The organism is Roseibium alexandrii DFL-11, from assembly GCF_000158095.2.
Taxonomy (GTDB): Bacteria; Pseudomonadota; Alphaproteobacteria; order Rhizobiales; family Stappiaceae; genus Roseibium; species Roseibium alexandrii.
The window spans coordinates 2,927,542-2,943,345 of the sequence record NZ_CM011002.1 but is presented as its reverse complement, the minus strand read 5'-3'; the positions used below and the strand labels follow the sequence as shown (position 1 = coordinate 2,943,345).

Annotated in this window: 18 protein-coding genes and 1 riboswitch; of the genes, 7 read left to right on the top strand and 11 right to left on the bottom strand. The window is 54.3% G+C overall.

Translation table 11 applies throughout. The annotated features are described in order from the left end of the window. Both SADFL11_RS13620 and SADFL11_RS13615 read left to right on the top strand, forming a co-directional pair. Positions 1–798 (top strand): ChbG/HpnK family deacetylase, encoded by a 798-nt coding sequence (locus tag SADFL11_RS13620; protein ID WP_008194092.1) that lies wholly within the window; start codon positions 1–3, stop codon positions 796–798. A gap of 206 nt (positions 799–1,004) precedes the next feature. Continuing rightward, the gene (locus tag SADFL11_RS13615) at positions 1,005–1,694 is read left to right on the top strand and encodes a Crp/Fnr family transcriptional regulator (RefSeq protein WP_008195708.1); all 690 of its coding nucleotides are present in this window, start codon (positions 1,005–1,007) and stop codon (positions 1,692–1,694) included. Between the two features lie 16 nt (positions 1,695–1,710). Here the strand turns inward: SADFL11_RS13615 and SADFL11_RS13610 are convergent, their stop codons facing one another. Next, a complete protein-coding gene (locus SADFL11_RS13610) occupies positions 1,711–2,121 on the bottom strand; it encodes an RrF2 family transcriptional regulator (protein ID WP_040452867.1) in 411 nt (136 codons plus the stop codon). A 96-nt stretch (positions 2,122–2,217) separates the two neighbouring features. Here SADFL11_RS13610 and SADFL11_RS13605 point away from each other — a divergent pair, with 96 nt between their 5' ends. The 3 genes from SADFL11_RS13605 (at position 2,218) to SADFL11_RS13595 (ending at position 3,509) form a co-directional block, all read left to right on the top strand. Then, the gene (locus tag SADFL11_RS13605; protein WP_008194499.1) at positions 2,218–2,691 is read left to right on the top strand and encodes a group III truncated hemoglobin; all 474 of its coding nucleotides are present in this window, start codon (positions 2,218–2,220) and stop codon (positions 2,689–2,691) included. Positions 2,692–2,703: 12 nt separating this feature from the next. Continuing rightward, positions 2,704–2,922 (top strand): hypothetical protein, encoded by a 219-nt coding sequence (locus tag SADFL11_RS13600; RefSeq protein ID WP_008192874.1) that lies wholly within the window; start codon positions 2,704–2,706, stop codon positions 2,920–2,922. 230 nt (positions 2,923–3,152) lie between these two features. Next, the gene (locus SADFL11_RS13595) at positions 3,153–3,509 is read left to right on the top strand and encodes an acyl-CoA thioesterase (protein ID WP_008192181.1); all 357 of its coding nucleotides are present in this window, start codon (positions 3,153–3,155) and stop codon (positions 3,507–3,509) included. Here SADFL11_RS13595 and SADFL11_RS13590 read toward each other — a convergent pair whose 3' ends face one another. The 6 genes from SADFL11_RS13590 to SADFL11_RS13565 form a co-directional block, all read right to left on the bottom strand. Next, positions 3,510–3,806 carry a hypothetical protein gene (locus SADFL11_RS13590; RefSeq protein ID WP_134853029.1) on the bottom strand — a complete coding sequence of 99 codons (297 nt, stop codon included), beginning with the start codon at positions 3,804–3,806 and terminating at the stop codon, positions 3,510–3,512. It lies immediately after the preceding gene. Positions 3,807–3,846: 40 nt separating this feature from the next. Then, a riboswitch (SAM-I-IV-variant riboswitch) is annotated at positions 3,847–3,970 on the bottom strand. Positions 3,971–4,030: 60 nt separating this feature from the next. Further along, on the bottom strand, positions 4,031–4,744 hold the full coding sequence (locus SADFL11_RS13585) for an ABC transporter ATP-binding protein (RefSeq protein WP_008190989.1): 714 nt from the start codon (positions 4,742–4,744) through the stop codon (positions 4,031–4,033). A 1-nt stretch (position 4,745) separates the two neighbouring features. Then, a complete protein-coding gene (locus SADFL11_RS13580) occupies positions 4,746–5,984 on the bottom strand; it encodes an ABC transporter permease (RefSeq protein ID WP_008191707.1) in 1,239 nt (412 codons plus the stop codon). After that, the gene (locus tag SADFL11_RS13575; protein WP_008195500.1) at positions 5,981–7,051 is read right to left on the bottom strand and encodes an efflux RND transporter periplasmic adaptor subunit; all 1,071 of its coding nucleotides are present in this window, start codon (positions 7,049–7,051) and stop codon (positions 5,981–5,983) included. The genes SADFL11_RS13580 and SADFL11_RS13575 overlap by 4 nt, the downstream gene beginning before the upstream one ends. 113 nt (positions 7,052–7,164) lie before the next feature. After that, positions 7,165–8,166 carry an NADP-dependent oxidoreductase gene (locus SADFL11_RS13570; protein WP_008194106.1) on the bottom strand — a complete coding sequence of 334 codons (1,002 nt, stop codon included), beginning with the start codon at positions 8,164–8,166 and terminating at the stop codon, positions 7,165–7,167. A 157-nt stretch (positions 8,167–8,323) separates the two neighbouring features. Next, complete coding sequence (locus tag SADFL11_RS13565; RefSeq protein ID WP_008190863.1) at positions 8,324–8,536, bottom strand: SlyX family protein; 213 nt, start codon at positions 8,534–8,536, stop codon at positions 8,324–8,326. Positions 8,537–9,195: 659 nt separating this feature from the next. On the opposite strand from SADFL11_RS13565, the gene SADFL11_RS13560 reads away from it, so the two are divergent. Then, complete coding sequence (locus SADFL11_RS13560) at positions 9,196–9,654, top strand: cache domain-containing protein (RefSeq protein ID WP_008191042.1); 459 nt, start codon at positions 9,196–9,198, stop codon at positions 9,652–9,654. 91 nt (positions 9,655–9,745) lie between these two features. Next, on the top strand, positions 9,746–11,446 hold the full coding sequence (locus SADFL11_RS13555) for a methyl-accepting chemotaxis protein (protein WP_040451535.1): 1,701 nt from the start codon (positions 9,746–9,748) through the stop codon (positions 11,444–11,446). An 82-nt stretch (positions 11,447–11,528) separates the two neighbouring features. Here the strand turns inward: SADFL11_RS13555 and SADFL11_RS13550 are convergent, their stop codons facing one another. From SADFL11_RS13550 to SADFL11_RS13535, 4 genes are all read right to left on the bottom strand, one after another. Continuing rightward, on the bottom strand, positions 11,529–12,530 hold the full coding sequence (locus tag SADFL11_RS13550; RefSeq protein WP_008193690.1) for a hypothetical protein: 1,002 nt from the start codon (positions 12,528–12,530) through the stop codon (positions 11,529–11,531). A 367-nt stretch (positions 12,531–12,897) separates the two neighbouring features. Next, complete coding sequence (gene groL, locus SADFL11_RS13545; RefSeq protein ID WP_040451536.1) at positions 12,898–14,541, bottom strand: chaperonin GroEL; 1,644 nt, start codon at positions 14,539–14,541, stop codon at positions 12,898–12,900. Positions 14,542–14,598: 57 nt separating this feature from the next. Beyond that, positions 14,599–14,886 (bottom strand): co-chaperone GroES, encoded by a 288-nt coding sequence (groES, locus tag SADFL11_RS13540; RefSeq protein WP_008195263.1) that lies wholly within the window; start codon positions 14,884–14,886, stop codon positions 14,599–14,601. Between the two features lie 302 nt (positions 14,887–15,188). Further along, positions 15,189–15,764, bottom strand: coding sequence for a hypothetical protein (locus SADFL11_RS13535; RefSeq protein ID WP_040451540.1), 576 nt, complete (start codon positions 15,762–15,764; stop codon positions 15,189–15,191). Positions 15,765–15,804 lie beyond the last annotated feature (40 nt).

The following is a 15,804-nucleotide window of genomic DNA, read 5'->3' as shown; positions in this document are numbered from 1 at the left end:
ATGAAAAGAATAACGCTTGGAGCCTTGGACTATGGTCTTGCATTCGGGGTTGACCGCGCACTGCGTGATCTCGCCGAGCAGGGGCGTATAAGTGCGCTCGGCGCGCTTGTTGCGACAGAGCTCTGGCCTCGGGAGTTCCGTCCGTTGATCGAAACTGTCAAGGCCTCAAGTTCACGCACACTCTTCGGGATCACGCTGGCCTTTACCGGTGACAGGGTATCGCCCGTCAGCAGCCGTATGCATCAAACCTACGGCGACCGGATGTTCTCGCGTTCAAAGATGAACCGACTGGCGCTTTTGCGACTTCTACCCGATGAGCTGCTTTTGGAAGAAACACTGGCGCAACTGGGCCGGTACACTGTCTTGATGAAGCGGCAGCCGGACTTTGTTGCCGTTAGAGACGGGATGCTGGCTCGTAGCAGTGTGGCCCGAACAGTCTTCAAGGCAATTGGACACGCGGGATTTGATACACCGCCGCTTATCATTTCTCCGGTGCGGTCGGGCCTTAAAACACTTCGGCTTCAACGCTTGGCGAAGCCATACGATCTGAAGTTCTTGCCGAAAGCAGATCCGCTGCCTGAGGTCAGTGACAGGGAAGAATTGCACCGTCTTCTGCACAATCATTTTGACGGGATGGCAGACATGAGCTTTGTAGCCGCTATTCCAGGAAAAGCTGATGACCGGCTGCGCCGCGAGGAACCCAAAGCCAAGATCGCGATCCGGGAGTGTCAGTATGATGTCCTGGCGAGTGACCGTTTCTTTCACACGCTGGAAAAAAAAGATGTTTTCCTGAATTGAGGGCTCGGACAGCAAGCCAAACGAAAAAACGGCTCTGGGGGGAACAGAGCCGTTTTTCGTGGAGGTCCGGAAGAGGGGGAGGGGCAACCCCGCTTCCATGTTTTTCAATATAGGGGTAGTTTGCGCATGGGCACGTGATGCACATCACAACAATGCGCGTATTTCGAATTTGGCCGGTTTGACGGCAATGTCTGCAGGGGGCAGGTGTGGCAAAGATCGATGATTTTCTGAAAAACAGCTTTTCTTTACAAGGGCTTGATTCGGAACTGGCACTTGGGTTGTCAAAACTTGCCCGCCCAATAAAAATGGCGGCCAATGCCACTCTTTTTGAGAACGGGGACCCTGGAAACGGCTGTTATGCCGTTCTGGAAGGCTCTTTGAAGGTGTCGATCCTGTCAGTTGATGGGGATGAGCAGTTGCTTGCGGTTCTCGGGCCGGGCGATCTGGTCGGTGAGCTCGCCCTGCTGGATGGCCGCCCCCGGTCTGCTACGGTCAGTGTGCTGAAAGAGGCGCAACTGGCATTTATTGAAAAATCCGCCTTTGAGCGGTTCGCTGATGAAAATCCTGCCGTGTACCGCCACATGTTGTCGATCGTCGGGAAACGTTTGCGCCATGCCAATGACGTCCTGGCAGCGCGCTCTTTCCTGCCGCTCCCCGGACGCGTTGCGCAGACATTGCTGCAGCTGGCCGAAACATTCGGCAAGCCTCTCGATGATGGCCGCGTCCTGATTCACTACAAGCTGAGTCAGGCGGATATTGCCAACATGGCCGGAGCTGCCCGTGAGAATGTCAGTCGGGTCCTGAACGATTGGAAGCGCTCTGGAACGATCAGCCGGATCTCCGGCTATTACTGCTTGGAACAGGTGGACTTCCTGGAACAAGCGTCAACGCTTTAAGCACGGCACCAAGTTTTCATATCTTCTGTGTGCCGGCCAGGATCGAGCCGAGCGTCTGTTCATTCAGACTGTCGAGAAACGCTTCTGTCGCCCTTGCCATTGCCCCCTTGAGTGCGCATCGGGGCAAGAACGGGCAGCTGGCTGGTTCATCCTTGAGGCACGCTACCACGCCGAGATCAGGCTCAATCAGCCGCACCACATCGCCAATTCGGATGTCATCTGCCTCTTTGGCAATGCGAATACCACCGCCCCGGCCGCGGGTCGTTTCCAGGTAGCCGGCCTTGGCAAGCTGAGCCACGATTTTCATGACATGGGATTTCGCCAGGCCAAGTTGCGCGGTCAACTTGTCCACTGTCTGCGGGGCATCTGATTGGCTGATTGCCATCAGGAGTCTCAAGGCAAAATCACTGGCTTGACTCAGGCGCATTTCCAGAACTTCCAAAACATTCATATTATATGTTGATTTTAGCGCAAGCTTGTGCGATTTAAAAGATGTATTTCAAATGAATGTTATGAGGCTGCGATGCAAATCAAACAATCACTGCTGAAAACAAGTGGCGCTGTCTTCCGCTCAGACGGGGCTTGCGGGGTGCAGTACGCCGAGGTTACTCCCGAGACGATCCGGATCCTTGTGCACTCATTCTATGAGACTTTGCGCCAGCAACCCCATCTCGGCGAGATCTTTGAAAAGCGCCTCGGAGGGCGGTGGCCGGAGCACCTTGAGAAAATGGAACGCTTTTGGCAGTCCGTTCTTCTGAAGAACGGGACGTACAAAGGCAAGCCGGTTCCCGAACATCTGAAGCTAAAGGAAGTGGTCAGCTCGGATTACGGCGACTGGCTTGACGTATTCCGGCCGGTTGCACGCGAGATTTTTGTTCCGGACGTTGCCGAAGAGATCATCGCCATTGCCGAACGGATTGCTCAGAGCCTGTGGCTCGCAACGTTCGGTTTTGCCGGCAGTACACCGCCGGCGGAACTCTTTACTGAACAAGCCTGATAGGAGGGGCTCATGTTACCGGCAATCGTATTGGTGGCCGAAGGTCTGGTTGTTCTGTGGTTCACGGTCTTCATCGGAATGATGGTGTCGATGTACCTGGATTCCAGATCCATGCCGCTGCCGCGTCTCGACGTGGCGGGGCGCACGCTGATTGGCAGCGCCAAACTCGCCTTTGCGGTCGGAATGACCGCTTTGGCTGCACTGACCTATTATGAAATCCCTATGTTCTGAGTTGACAGGAGACACCAATGTTCAATTCAAAATGGGCACATCGTGGCTTACCCATCCTCTTGATCTGGATTGCAGCGCCAATGCCGCTCTGGATCATGGTCATTCTGATGCTGATTATCTGATTGATAGCGTTGTGTTTTGAAGCGGTTGGGCTAGATTCGGTAAAACACGAAACTGGAGCGACCGCTTTGAGTGAAGAAACACCGCAAGAGGAATTGACCCTCCGGACAATGGCGATGCCCGCCGACACCAATGCATCTGGCGATATCTTTGGCGGGTGGGTGCTGTCTCAGATGGATCTCGCCGGGGGGATTGCCGCGGGGCAAAGAGCGCAGGGCCGTGTTGTCACGATCGCCGTCGACAAGATGAAATTCATCCGCCCAGTCCATGTCGGAGACGTCTTGTGTGTTTACACAAGTGTTGGCCGCGTCGGGACTAGCTCCATGGAGATTAAACTGGAGGCTTGGGCTCTGCGGCACCGTTTCGGCGGCCGGGAAAAAGTCACCGAAGCGATTTTCACGATGGTCGCCGTTGATGACCAAGGCAAGCCGCGTCCAGTCCCCAAGGACATTCCGGCTCCGCAGTAATCAGGCGCGCAAGGATCTGCGCGCCAGCAGGTCCGCAAACAGCTCCTCATCGACGGCACAAATGCAGCCATTGGCCCAAAGGCGCAACAGTGCTTGTAAGCGGTCAACCCGCTCATGCTGGGTCAACCGGCGTTTGTGGCGTGGCAGTCCGCCATACACCCGGATGGTCTTCATGCGGGCCAGCACACAATCTTCCGCCGTTGATTGCCAGATCTCGGCCGCTGTTTGGTCGGCCGCTTCGGCGTCCTGGTATCTGATCAACTCGGCCGCTTGTCCGGCCAGCGCATCTTGAAACAAAAAATCCTCCATCGGTTACCCGAGGAGGACTGGCGCATGAAAACTACCGCTTCGTTGCCGCGCAGCCACTTTTGAGTGTCTGGACGGCCGCATCCCTGTTGCGGAAACCACCTTGCCCGGTCGGCAGGTTGGCGAGGGCGCCAGCCCTTCTCTTGATGATGGCGGGCTTATGCCATGAGTTCCGTTTTTTGGCAAGTCATCCAAGAACCGAAGGATTCCAAATGTTATTGATCGCGGTCATAGTCGATTTTTCCATCGACCAGATGAATGCGCCGCTGCATACGACCGGCAATATCCATGTCGTGCGTCACGGCTATCACTGTGGTTTTTTGCTGATCGACGATCGACTGGAGCGCAGTAAAGACCTGTTCTGTGGCGACAGAATCGAGGCTGCCGGTCGGCTCGTCCGCAAGGATCAGGTCCGGTGCATTGGCAAGGGCTCGTGCAACGGCGACGCGTTGACGCTGCCCGCCGGACAATTGGGCAGGTTGCCGGCTCAAAAAGTCCTCCAGACCGAGGTCTTCCAAGAGACCCGCCGCGCGGTCTTTTTGCTCAGTTGCAGCCAATGCGCCGAGTTTTTGCATCGGAATCATCACGTTCTCCAGAGCGGTGAATTCCGGCAAGAGAAAGTGAAACTGGAAGACAAAGCCGATCTTTTCCAGCCGCAAATGGGCCGTTTCGGACTTCGATAAATCGTGCGTCTTGCGGCCGCCAATCAGGACTTCGCCCTCCGTCGGCCGATCCAGAAGTCCAAGCAGATACAAGAGGGACGATTTTCCGGAGCCGGATGGGCCGGTGATTGCGACGAACTCCGATGTGCCGATCGAAAACGAGATGTCCTCTACAAGGGTGACCGGAACTATGGCTGGAAGAATGCGGGTTAAGCCTCGCGTTTCCAAAAGTGGGGCAGGGGTGCCGTGGATTGGGGCAATGCTCATGTCAGGTTGCGCCCCGGATGATGTCGACAGGATTGAGCGCGGCGGCCTTTCTGGCCGGTACAAAACCGGCAATGCCCGCTGACAGAAGCGCCAAGCCACTGGCGATCACGTAATGCACATGAGAAAAGTATATCGGCAGACGGGTCATTTCGATGTCGGTGGTGACCTCAAATTTGATTGTTGCCAAGTAAGTCGACAATCCAAATCCGAGTGCTGACCCGACAAGTGCTCCGAGTACACCGATCACCAAACCCTCCATAACGAAGATCTGCTGGATGTCGGGTTCCGGAAACCCCAGCGATTTCAAGATGGCAATGTCCCGGGCCTTTTCGTGCACGATCGTTGAAATGATGTTGTAGATCCCGAATCCGGCGACCAGAAGAATGCCGCCGACAGCGGTAAACATGATCACGTTGCGGACAAAGAAAGCCTCCATCAGACCCTCATTGGCCTCTTCCCAGGAAATCGCCTTGTAGCCTAACTGCCGTTCAGCCCGTGCGGCAATGGCGACGGCCACATCAATGTTCCTCAGCCGGATCGTGATGGCGTTGATGATGTCGGGTTTTTCCAGAAGGATCTGGACGGCTTTGAGAGGCGCATAGGCGAGGCTTTCGTCGCTAGTGGTGATCCCGGTATGGAACAGGCCGACAATCTTGAACCGTTTCGCGACCCCGTTTGCTGAGGTCAACGTGACCGTGTCTCCAAGATCGGCACCAAGCCGTTCGGCCGCCTTGTCGCCAAGAACCAATCCGTTGGAGGTTGTGCCGAGGTCCTCAAAATCCCCCTTCCGGATATCCTCACCAATGTTGGAAACGAGAAGCTCTTGCTTTGGGCGGACACCAATCAGCGTCATGCCAATGTCTTGACCGCTGTAGCGCAGCACAGCCTGGCCCGTCAGGCGCTGCGCGATGTCGCCATCGACCCAATCCCGCAGCGACGCTAAAGCTTCCGTTGGATTGCGGATCCCACGCAAATCTTCCAACGGCCGCAAACCGCGAAAGGCAACAGCATCATAAACAGTGCTGGCCGGTTGGGCCGTTGGCGTGCGCTTATCGTCCTTGATCTCCACGTGCGGAATGGCGTCGATCAAGGTTGCCATGAAGTCACGTTGAGACCCCTCCATAAGGGCGGCCATGGCAATGGAAAACCCGACGCCCAGTGCGACACCAAGCGTGGAGACCACTGTTTGCCGGAGCCTGTTGCGCACATGGGTCGCCGCGATGCGGAACTGAAGGATCATTCTGGTGTGCCCTCGGCCACCGGCTCCACCTTCTGGCCATCGGAGAGATCGTCGCGAAACGGCAGGAGAACAGTATCTCCGTCAGCAAGACCATCGAGAATTTCGACATGGCGGTTTCCGGTAATCCCGGTTTCGACTGTGATGGTCTCAACGGTATTGCTGCTGGAAACAGTCTGAAGCCGCTGACCATCGAGAGCTGCCACCGGTACCAACACCGTTTCCGGCTTTTCAAGGGTGACTATGTTGATTTCTGTTGTCATGCCGATGTGAAGCGGCGTGTCCTTTGGAAGATCCAGATAGACGCGGTAATTCTTCAGCACAGGATCGCCCTTGGGCGTGATCCGCGAAACGGTAGCGGTAAGGTCTTGCCCCGGAAATGCGTCCGCCCGAACCAGCGCTGTTTGGCGCGCAGCGACTTTTGGAATGTCCTCCTCATTCACTTCCGCGACAAGTTGCAGTGGTTTGGGCTGGCCGATCCAGAACAGAATGTCTCCGGTTTCTGCGACCTCGCCGACAGACCCGTCCTGCCGTAAAACGACGCCGTCCATCGGCGCGACGATCCTATAGTCCCGCAGGCGTTCTGTTTGCGCAGCTATGACGGCATTGACCTGGATAAGCTCGCTCTGCGCGCGGTCATAAAGATGCTGGCTGATGACCCGGCGCTCCAGCAACTGCAGGGCCCGCTCACTCTCAGATTTCGCAAGGGATTGCCGGGCTTCCAGTTCGGCAAGCGCTGCCCGCGCATCGCCGCTGTCGAGTTCGGCCAGCTGATCGCCCTTTTGCACGACCATGCCCTCACAGCCGCATAAAGACACGATGCGTTCCCGCAGAATGGACGTGACCTTCGCCCAATTGACCGGTTCGACCACGGCCGTCGCATAGACAACGTCGGCAGCCGATCCAATAAACGCTTCAGTGACGGTAACCTTCGGGGGCCTGGCAGACCACCAGCTCCATGCTGAAAAAGCCGCACCGAGAGCGGCCAAAATGAGCAAATAGCGGAAATATCGCATGGCAGAACCTGTTTCGTATTCAGCCAAACTATTCCGTTTAACGAGGTCCGCCATGCGGTGGATCAATCGACAGATTTCACGATGACCAGAAACGGTTAAGCATGCTCAGAGAAAGGAAAAAGCCGGCGGATCGCTCCACCGGCCCTAACTGCAGATGCGAAAGAGGATCAGAGGTCCGAGACCTTGACCACCAGCTTGCCTGTGTTGCTGCCATCGAACAACTTGTTGAAGACGACTGGTGCGTTTTCCAGCCCCTCCTCAACATGAAGCCGGTACTTGAGCTTGCCCTGCATCATGAGTTTGCCGAGTTCTGAAAACAGCATCGGATAGGACGCATAATGGTCCGGCATGGTGAAGCCCTTGAGCATCAAACGCCGCCGGATAATTGTTGTCATATCAAGCGGATCCGGATCGATATCGCCGTTGTAAGCGGAAATGAACCCGCAGAAGATCATGCGGCCATGCGCGGCCATATTGCGGAAGGCTGCCTTGAAGGGCGCGCCGCCGACATTCTCGAAATGCAAGTTGATGCCGTCCGGTGCGAACTCGGCAAGCCCTTTGCTCAGATCATCGGTCTTGTAGTTGAGCGCGGCGTCGAAACCGAGTTCCTTGGTGAGCCAGTCGCATTTTTCCTGGGTCCCCGCAATTCCTATCACACGCAGGCCGAGCGCTTTGCCGATCTGGCCGGCAAGAGAGCCAACAGAACCCGCGGCACCGGTGACACACAGCGTTTCGCCTTCTTTCGGTTGGCCTTCAATCACCAGGCCCTGATAAGCGGTCACCCCTGGCAAGCCAAGTACGCCCATATAGTGCTCGATCCGGTCCATTTGCGGGACAACGCTGATTTCGCCGGGGGCCACGTCAACATACTTGGTCCACCCGGGGGTGCCGGAGACCCAATCGCCGACTTTGTAGCCGTCAGACTTGCTTTCCTCGACAATCCCGACACCCAACGAGCGCATCGTCTCACCCAGTTGAACCGGAGGAATGTAACTCTTGGTGTCCGGCGACACCCAGCCGCGCATGGCCGGGTCCAGGGAGACATACACGACACGAACGCGCGCCTTGCCATCTGCCAGAGGTCCCATGTCTTCTTCGACACGGTCGAAGTGTTCCGATCCCAGCTTTCCTTCGGGACGGGATTTCAGGGTCAAGCGCAGGTTCTGCATCTCAGTGTCCTTGGTTTAACTCACAATGTGTATATGCACCGCATTATACGTAAGCGAACCATCCTGCTGAGCGCAAGTGGCAAGATGTCTCTGAAACGGTCATCGACAAGCCGAGTTGTTCGGTCTGTTCGTCACAACGCGACCGGCCTGTCAGAGCTCAATAGTGTGGTGGTTTTTCGATCTGGTGACCCGGCAACACGTTTTCAATCAACTCTTCGACCTGATCGGTCATGTTGAGGAGCTTTCGGGTCAACCGGTCAATCTGTTTCCCTTGCTCAACGACAACGCCATTCAGCTCATCGATTGTGTGCGTGGCGTGGGCTAGGTCGATCTCAAGTTTTTCGAGCCTATTGTTAAATTCGGCACTCATGTGGGCGGTCTCTTCGCATCAAACAATCTTCGGTCACTGTCTAGTGGCATTCCCAATTTACGGCAAACGAATCTGTTGGATGGTGGAACCAGCTTGCGACTTGGCATGTGGCACTCAGTTTTTAGAGAAAAAACAGAAAAAAGTTGGCCCGAACCTGAATAACTGTGCGCATCCGTTAGCGAATTTTGAGCGCTAGTCTGCCACGAGCTTGGCGCGCTTTTTCAGCAAACCAAGTTGTAAATGAACCCTCAATCTTGGTTGTGTCCTGCCCCGGGTGTTTGCAAGAGATGCCCTTGAAATAATTGGGATTTGAAAGTATCGCTAGGTGAGTTTAAGGAGTTATTCGTTCTGAGATTCAATGGTAATTGGAAGAAAAAACTCTTTGCCGTAAAGAGCGGGGACAGGTCAGCATAACAATGCTTTTACATCTAAAGGTTGTATATTGGAAATTTTTTGAATAGAAATTTGGAAAGAGGAAATTTGTTGTGCGGTGCAAAATAAATTCCTCAAATTAGGTTGTTTGTATATTTCAACTAAACCAAAAATAGATTTTGGTTACTTGCTCGGTATCAACTCCAATTAATTCCATTATCCGAATATTAGGTTTTCTCTCTTCTTTTGAGAGCATCTTTGATGATGTCTCAGGAGGAGATTAGGGAATGATCAAATCAAAAATTGCGGTACTCCTGATTACCGGACTTTCGATGGCTGGGTCCACCACAGCATTCGCAGCAGATCGCGGCTCAGCAGATGAAGCAACAGCAATGCTGGATAAAGCTGTGGCTCATTACCAATCTGCTGGGGCGGATACGGCACTCGCAGATTTTTCAGCTACCGATAAGGGTTGGCAAGATCGGGATCTCTACGTTTTCTGCTTCGATGATGCGGGAGTAACGGTTGCTCACGGGGCGAACGCGAAGCTTATTGGTCGTGACCTGTCGGGTCTCAAGGACGCCGATGGCAAAGAGTTCGTGATGGAACTTGTGAGCACAGGCAAATCGGGTGGCGGCTGGGTTGACTACCGTTGGCCGAACCCGGTTTCGAAGAAAATCGAGCCAAAGTCGTCGGTCGTTAAGTCCGCTGGCGATCACATCTGCGGCGTTGGCATCTACAAGTAAGGCTCGCCACTGCTCGGCTTAGCCAACCAAATGATACCGATGGCCGTTTCGGCCATCGGCCTTCAATTAGAATATAATATTGGATGGAAAAATGAACTGGTTCGCCAACCTTGCTTTAGCAAAAAAGATGTTCGTCACACCGGTCATCCTATTGGTAGGATTGGGAATTGTTTCTGTTATTTCCTTCATGGCGATCGATCAGCAACGCGCTGCCGTTGAAAATCTGAGCCATGTTCAAATCAAAGCCTTTGCGGACATGAACCGTGTAAAGGAAAACCTTTCGAGCGCTCAGCTGTCCCTCTATGATTTGATGACAACAGCGCAAAATGAATCGGACATGGACAAAATCAATTCCAAGTTCGAACAGTCAACGGCACAACTCAAGGCGATTGTTACAGACTTTGAAGCTTTGGACTTGTCCAAGCTGAACAACGCCGATCTGGCAGAGCTCCAAGAAGGGGCGATCAAGCACGCCAAAGAGTACTCAGAATCCGCCCTCGGGACGGCCGATATGGCAACCCTGGATGTCGCAACTGCAAGTATCTTCATGAATGATGCGACGCAACTTCACGCCGAACTCGTTGGTGATGTTGATAAGTTGAAGACCGTTGTTGACGGTCTGAGGGTTGAGGCAACCGACGCGACTCTTAATGGCGCGCAAGAAGCTATGCAATTGTTTCTGCTGACCGTGACCCTGGTCGCTCTGGTTGGACTGGTTGCGAACTGGTTTATTTCACGCATGATTTCGCGCCCAATTGTCCAGATCATTGGGTCGATGACCGCGCTTGCAGATGGAAACTCTGACGTGGACGTGCCAGCAACTGACCGCCGCGATGAAATCGGGCAGATGTCACGAGCGCTCGCCGTATTTCGTGAGAATGCACTCGAAGTTGAACAACTCGAACTAGAAAAAGTTGAGCGAGAACGCGTGGCAGCGGAAGAAAAGCGGGCAGCTATGAATGCGCTTGCCGATCAGTTTGAAACTGCACTGATGGGAATTGTTGACACCGTTACGGATTCCTCGTCCCGCATGCAATCGACGGCGCAATCAATGTCTTCCGTTGCTGAACAGACCCAGCAACAGGCAAACACCGTCGCTTCTTCGGCGGAAAACGCATCACAGAATGTACAAACAGCCGCCTCGGCCGCGGAAGAAATGTCGGCTTCCATCGGGGAGATCAACAGGCAGGTCGCAGAATCGGCGGAAATCTCCAATCAGGCCAATGCGGAAGCGGAGCGCTCCAACGATTCTGTCCGTGGATTGGCAGACGCAGCGAGCAAGATCGGGGAAGTCATCGAACTGATCAGCGGCATCGCAGAACAAACGAACCTTCTTGCGCTGAACGCAACCATTGAGGCAGCGCGTGCTGGAGAGGCTGGGAAAGGGTTTGCAGTTGTGGCTTCCGAGGTGAAAAACCTTGCAACACAAACTGCCAAGGCAACCGAAGAGATCGGTTCACAGATTTCGGGCATGCAGTCTGCGACAGGTGAGGCCGTTGAGGCGATCCAGTCAATCAGTCAGACGATTGGTCGGATCAAGGATATCTCAGATACGATCTCAGGTGCTGTGAGCGAACAAGGTATCGCAACCCGTGAGATTGCGGACAGCACTCAACAGGCTGCATCCGGTACAGCTGAGGTTGGTCACACCATCAATGACGTTGCACAGGCGGCTTCCGACACGGGTAATGCAGCCAAGGAAGTTCTTGATGTTGCTGTCGACCTCTCGGAGCATGCAAAGAACTTGCGCTCCCAGGTCGAAGACTTCCTTGGTCAGGTCCGGGCTGCCTAACAGGCGCTTTCAAAAACCTCATAATGAAAGAGAAAGTTCGGAAAATATTTGACACCACCCGCGGCTTCGACCAGTGGAGGCTCTAATTATCTACAAAATTGGCGATAAGTTCTGTCACAAGCTGTTTCTGGCGATTCAAGTCTCCAGCTTCCGTCAATGACAGGTAGTTGGTGCCCGATTGTATGCGCTGGGCACCAAAAGGCCTGGTGTTTGCCGAATATCCAAGACTTTGGGTATAGGCGCCTAGTCGAAGCATGCGCGTCCACAAGTCGGCACCGGTTATGACATTGTCCAAGCCGACCAGCCTGTTTGGATCCTTGTAGTAGGCCTCAATTGCTTCGATCGTCATCAGGGAGTGCCCGAAATGAACTTGGTTGTTTGCCGGTACGACTTTCAAGGCCTCCGGAAAATCGCTCCCACGTGCGGCTGCTTCCGGGAAAGCTGTTTCCGGGATAGGGTAATCGATAATCTCAAATGGGAACAACCGGTTGGTGTTTTGACCTGATCCCGAATTCCAGCCACCCTGTTTCGATGCCCAGAACATCCCCTGTAAAGCTCCGTCATTGATGTAATAGACAGCCGTTTTGTCTCCGCCTTTATCATCGCGGTTCATGGTGACCAGCGCATCAGTCGAAAGGGGAGTTGCTTGTTTCTGCATCATCCGGATGGATGCCTCCACACCAGTTTTGTCGACGCCAATGGGTGCATAGACGAAAAACCGGCTTTCATAAAATGCCGGTATCGAAGCTTTTGTGTCCGGAAGCGACGGGGCAATCGGTGCGAAATCCGTCGAAATTGCGCTATTTAGGTTTCCGATTGTATTCCAATATCCTGCAAGGACCCAATACATGCGCATTTCACTGGATGTTGCGATAAAGCCTTGAGGGTGAAACGGTCTGTAGCGAGTTGAGGTGTTTTCAAACAATGCGGAGCTGAAGAAATAGGTGCTTGGTATCTGGCCGACCTTTAGTGTCAGATTGTTTTTGTAGTTGCTGTCGATGGCTTGTGTCGTGAGGTCGATCGTTCCGAAAAGTCGGTTCTTGGCGGTGATCAGTTTTAAAGTGTTGTCGTCTTGAACTGTCATACCTAATGCCCTGCACACCATTGTCGTTAGTCCGCCAAATGCGGGTTCTAAGACAAGGACGTCTCAGCCATCAGTATGTGAGCAGTAGTATGCTCCGCAGTATACAGCCGGGAAAAAAGCAAAAAGGGCGGCCCGAGGGCCGTCCTTTCCGTATGACTTGTGAGTGGCTGGCTTAGAAGCCCATGCCGCCCCCCGTGCCGCATGGCGGCACAAACTGACAATGATGGGCGGCGTTAAAAAAAGGGCGGCCCGAAGACCGCCCTTTCCGTAAAGCTTTTTGAGCTGCGGCTTCTTAGAAGCCCATGCCGCCACTGAACACGCCGTAGCGTGTTCAGCATTTAGGATGATGGTCGGCTTTATGGGCTTCTTAGAAGCCCATGCCGCCCATGCCGCCCATGTCGCCGCCCGGCATCGCCGGTGCTGCATCTTTCTTCGGCAGCTCAGCAACCATGGCTTCGGTTGTGATCAGGAGGCCGGCAACGGAAGCTGCGTCCTGCAGAGCAGTACGGACAACCTTGGTCGGGTCAATGATACCAGCTTCGATCATGTTGACGAATTCTTCGGTCTGAGCGTTGAAGCCGAAGGTGTCGTCGCTGTTTTCCTGGATCTTACCGACAACGATGGAGCCTTCAACACCAGCGTTTTCAACGATCTGACGGATCGGAGCTTCCAGAGCGCGCAGGACGATCTTCATGCCAGCCGCAATGTCTGCGTTGTCGGAAGACAGAGCCTCAACAGCCTTCTTCGCACGCAGCAGAGCTGTGCCGCCGCCCGGGACAATGCCTTCTTCAACCGCAGCGCGGGTTGCGTTCAGAGCATCGTCAACGCGGTCTTTTTTCTCTTTCACTTCGATTTCGGTCGCACCGCCAACGCGGATCACGGCAACACCGCCAGCGAGTTTCGCCAGACGCTCTTGCAGTTTCTCACGGTCGTAATCGGAAGTGGTTTCTTCGATCTGAGCTTTGATCTGACCAACGCGGCCGTTGATGTCGTCCTTAGAGCCAGCGCCATCGACGATGGTGGTGGTTTCCTTGGTGATCGCAACTTTCTCAGCAGTGCCGAGCATGTCGAGAGTGACGTTTTCCAGCTTGATGCCGAGATCTTCGGAGATCACGGTGCCGCCGGTCAGAATTGCGAGGTCTTCAAGCATGGCCTTGCGGCGGTCGCCGAAGCCAGGTGCCTTGACAGCTGCAATTTTCAGGCCGCCGCGGAGCTTGTTGACAACGAGAGTTGCCAGCGCTTCGCCTTCAACATCTTCTGCAATGATGAGCAGCGGACGGGAAGACTGAACAACAGCTTCCAGGATCGGCAGCATGGCCTGCAGGTTGGAGAGTTTTTTCTCATGCAGCAGGATGAACGGCTTTTCGAGGTCTGCCAGCATCTTGTCAGCGTTGGTCACGAAGTACGGAGACAGGTAACCACGGTCGAACTGCATGCCTTCAACGACTTCCAGCTCGGTTTCCAGAGACTTGGCTTCTTCGACGGTGATCACACCTTCGTTGCCAACTTTCTGCATGGCTTCAGCAATGTCTTTACCGACCTGCTCGTCGCCGTTTGCGGAGATCGTTCCGACCTGGGCAACTTCTTCAGAAGTGGTGATTGGCTTGGAAGCAGCTTCCAGAGCCTTGACAGCAGCAGAAGCAGCAAGGTCGACGCCGCGCTTCAGGTCCATCGGGTTCATGCCAGCAGCAACAGCCTTGGCGCCTTCCTTTACGATAGCCTGCGCCAGAACAGTTGCAGTGGTTGTGCCGTCACCAGCGATGTCGTTGGTTTTGGAAGCCACTTCGCGCACCATCTGTGCGCCCATGTTTTCGAACTTGTCTTCAAGTTCGATTTCCTTGGCAACGGAAACACCGTCTTTGGTGATCCGCGGCGCACCGAAGGCTTTGTCGAGAACGACGTTACGGCCTTTCGGGCCGAGAGTTACTTTAACGGCGTTTGCGAGGGTGTCGACGCCACGGAGCATTTTCTCACGTGCGTCAGACGAGAATTTTACTTCTTTAGCAGACATGTAGTCGTCTCACTTTTTCTGGAATTTGCGATTGAGATCAAAAAGCGGTTCGCTGAATTAAGCGATCACGCCCATGATGTCGGATTCCTTCATGATCAGGAGGTCTTCACCGTCGATTTTGACTTCAGTGCCGGACCATTTGCCGAACAGAACGCGGTCGCCTGCTTTGACGTCGAGAGCAACAACGTTGCCGCTGTCGTCACGCGCACCGTTGCCAACTGCAACGATTTCGCCTTCTTGCGGCTTTTCCTTAGCGGTATCCGGGATGATGATGCCACCAGCGGTCTTCTCTTCGGAGTCGACGCGGCGAACTACGACACGGTCGTGAAGTGGACGAAATGCCATAAGATTGTTTCCTCTCATGAGCGCGCCCCACGCAATAGGCAGCACGCGAGACATGATTATTGGGTTACTGAGAATAGGAGAAATTGCCCCTCCCATCCGCGGTTAGCACTCCCTAGTGGCGAGTGCTAACAACGCCCAAGGATTTATGTATCGGAGAAGGGCTTGTCAATGGCGGAAAGAAGTTTTTCTGACCGGATCCGGTACATCGGTACGCCACTGTTAACGCTTGGATATCCCTGCGTCCAGCTGCGCGTTCAGCGTGGTCGATACTCGGGCGCTGTGAGCTGCCTTGCAGTTGCGGATCAGTTGGCGGCCTGAATTGTAAATGGAAGCTTGAAGCCGGCCGTCTGATTGCCGATTTGATCCACAAAACTGGTTTCGAGTTCATAGTCGCCGGCTGGAAGGCCATCGAACTGAAAGGACAAGCTGGCCGAAAGCTGGCGCTGCTTGGACCGAGTGGTGCCGGTGAACTCAGCAAAATCAGATTGTTCGCTCAAGACCTGACCTGATGGGTTGATTAGGCGGTAGCTTGCGGCAAGTTTGTAGGTGTAACCGTCTTGCGACTGATCGAATGCGTAGCCGACAGGCTCGGCATAAAGAGCAATTGTGTCACCGGCTGAAAACACATTGTTTTCTGTTGCGGTATACTTCCCATATCCGCTGCCGGGACCGTCTGTGAAGGTCACAGTTGAATAAGCAAGCCCGCCTGACATCCACGCTGCATCGAAAGCTGCCAACGCTTCCGCGAATGCCGGGGAGGGAGCCTTGTAGTCAGGAGATTGAGCAACAGCGGAGCCCGCCGCCGCGAATATCCCGAACACCAATGCAAGAGAAGTGGAATTCCGCCCAAGCTTAAATCGGCTCGCCTGCTTCGTCATGTAAATCCCCGCCGCCCTTAGATCTTGTCTTTTCTTAGCG

Excerpts from the sequence above, each read along its gene's own strand:
- SADFL11_RS13610 (WP_040452867.1), bottom strand. The coding sequence starts at position 2,121 with ATGCGCCTGAGTCAAGCCAGTGATTTTGCCTTGAGACTCCTGATGGCA.
- groL (WP_040451536.1), bottom strand. The coding sequence starts at position 14,541 with ATGTCTGCTAAAGAAGTAAAATTCTCGTCTGACGCACGTGAGAAAATG.
- SADFL11_RS13565 (WP_008190863.1), bottom strand. The coding sequence starts at position 8,536 with ATGAGTGCCGAATTTAACAATAGGCTCGAAAAACTTGAGATCGACCTA.
- SADFL11_RS13600 (WP_008192874.1), top strand. The coding sequence starts at position 2,704 with ATGTTACCGGCAATCGTATTGGTGGCCGAAGGTCTGGTTGTTCTGTGG.
- SADFL11_RS13605 (WP_008194499.1), top strand. The coding sequence starts at position 2,218 with ATGCAAATCAAACAATCACTGCTGAAAACAAGTGGCGCTGTCTTCCGC.
- SADFL11_RS13550 (WP_008193690.1), bottom strand. The coding sequence starts at position 12,530 with ATGACAGTTCAAGACGACAACACTTTAAAACTGATCACCGCCAAGAAC.
- SADFL11_RS13570 (WP_008194106.1), bottom strand. The coding sequence starts at position 8,166 with ATGCAGAACCTGCGCTTGACCCTGAAATCCCGTCCCGAAGGAAAGCTG.
- SADFL11_RS13575 (WP_008195500.1), bottom strand. The coding sequence starts at position 7,051 with ATGGCGGACCTCGTTAAACGGAATAGTTTGGCTGAATACGAAACAGGT.
- SADFL11_RS13580 (WP_008191707.1), bottom strand. The coding sequence starts at position 5,984 with ATGATCCTTCAGTTCCGCATCGCGGCGACCCATGTGCGCAACAGGCTC.
- SADFL11_RS13535 (WP_040451540.1), bottom strand. The coding sequence starts at position 15,764 with ATGACGAAGCAGGCGAGCCGATTTAAGCTTGGGCGGAATTCCACTTCT.
- groES (WP_008195263.1), bottom strand. The coding sequence starts at position 14,886 with ATGGCATTTCGTCCACTTCACGACCGTGTCGTAGTTCGCCGCGTCGAC.
- SADFL11_RS13555 (WP_040451535.1), top strand. The coding sequence starts at position 9,746 with ATGAACTGGTTCGCCAACCTTGCTTTAGCAAAAAAGATGTTCGTCACA.
- SADFL11_RS13620 (WP_008194092.1), top strand. The coding sequence starts at position 1 with ATGAAAAGAATAACGCTTGGAGCCTTGGACTATGGTCTTGCATTCGGG.
- SADFL11_RS13585 (WP_008190989.1), bottom strand. The coding sequence starts at position 4,744 with ATGAGCATTGCCCCAATCCACGGCACCCCTGCCCCACTTTTGGAAACG.
- SADFL11_RS13595 (WP_008192181.1), top strand. The coding sequence starts at position 3,153 with ATGGCGATGCCCGCCGACACCAATGCATCTGGCGATATCTTTGGCGGG.
- SADFL11_RS13560 (WP_008191042.1), top strand. The coding sequence starts at position 9,196 with ATGATCAAATCAAAAATTGCGGTACTCCTGATTACCGGACTTTCGATG.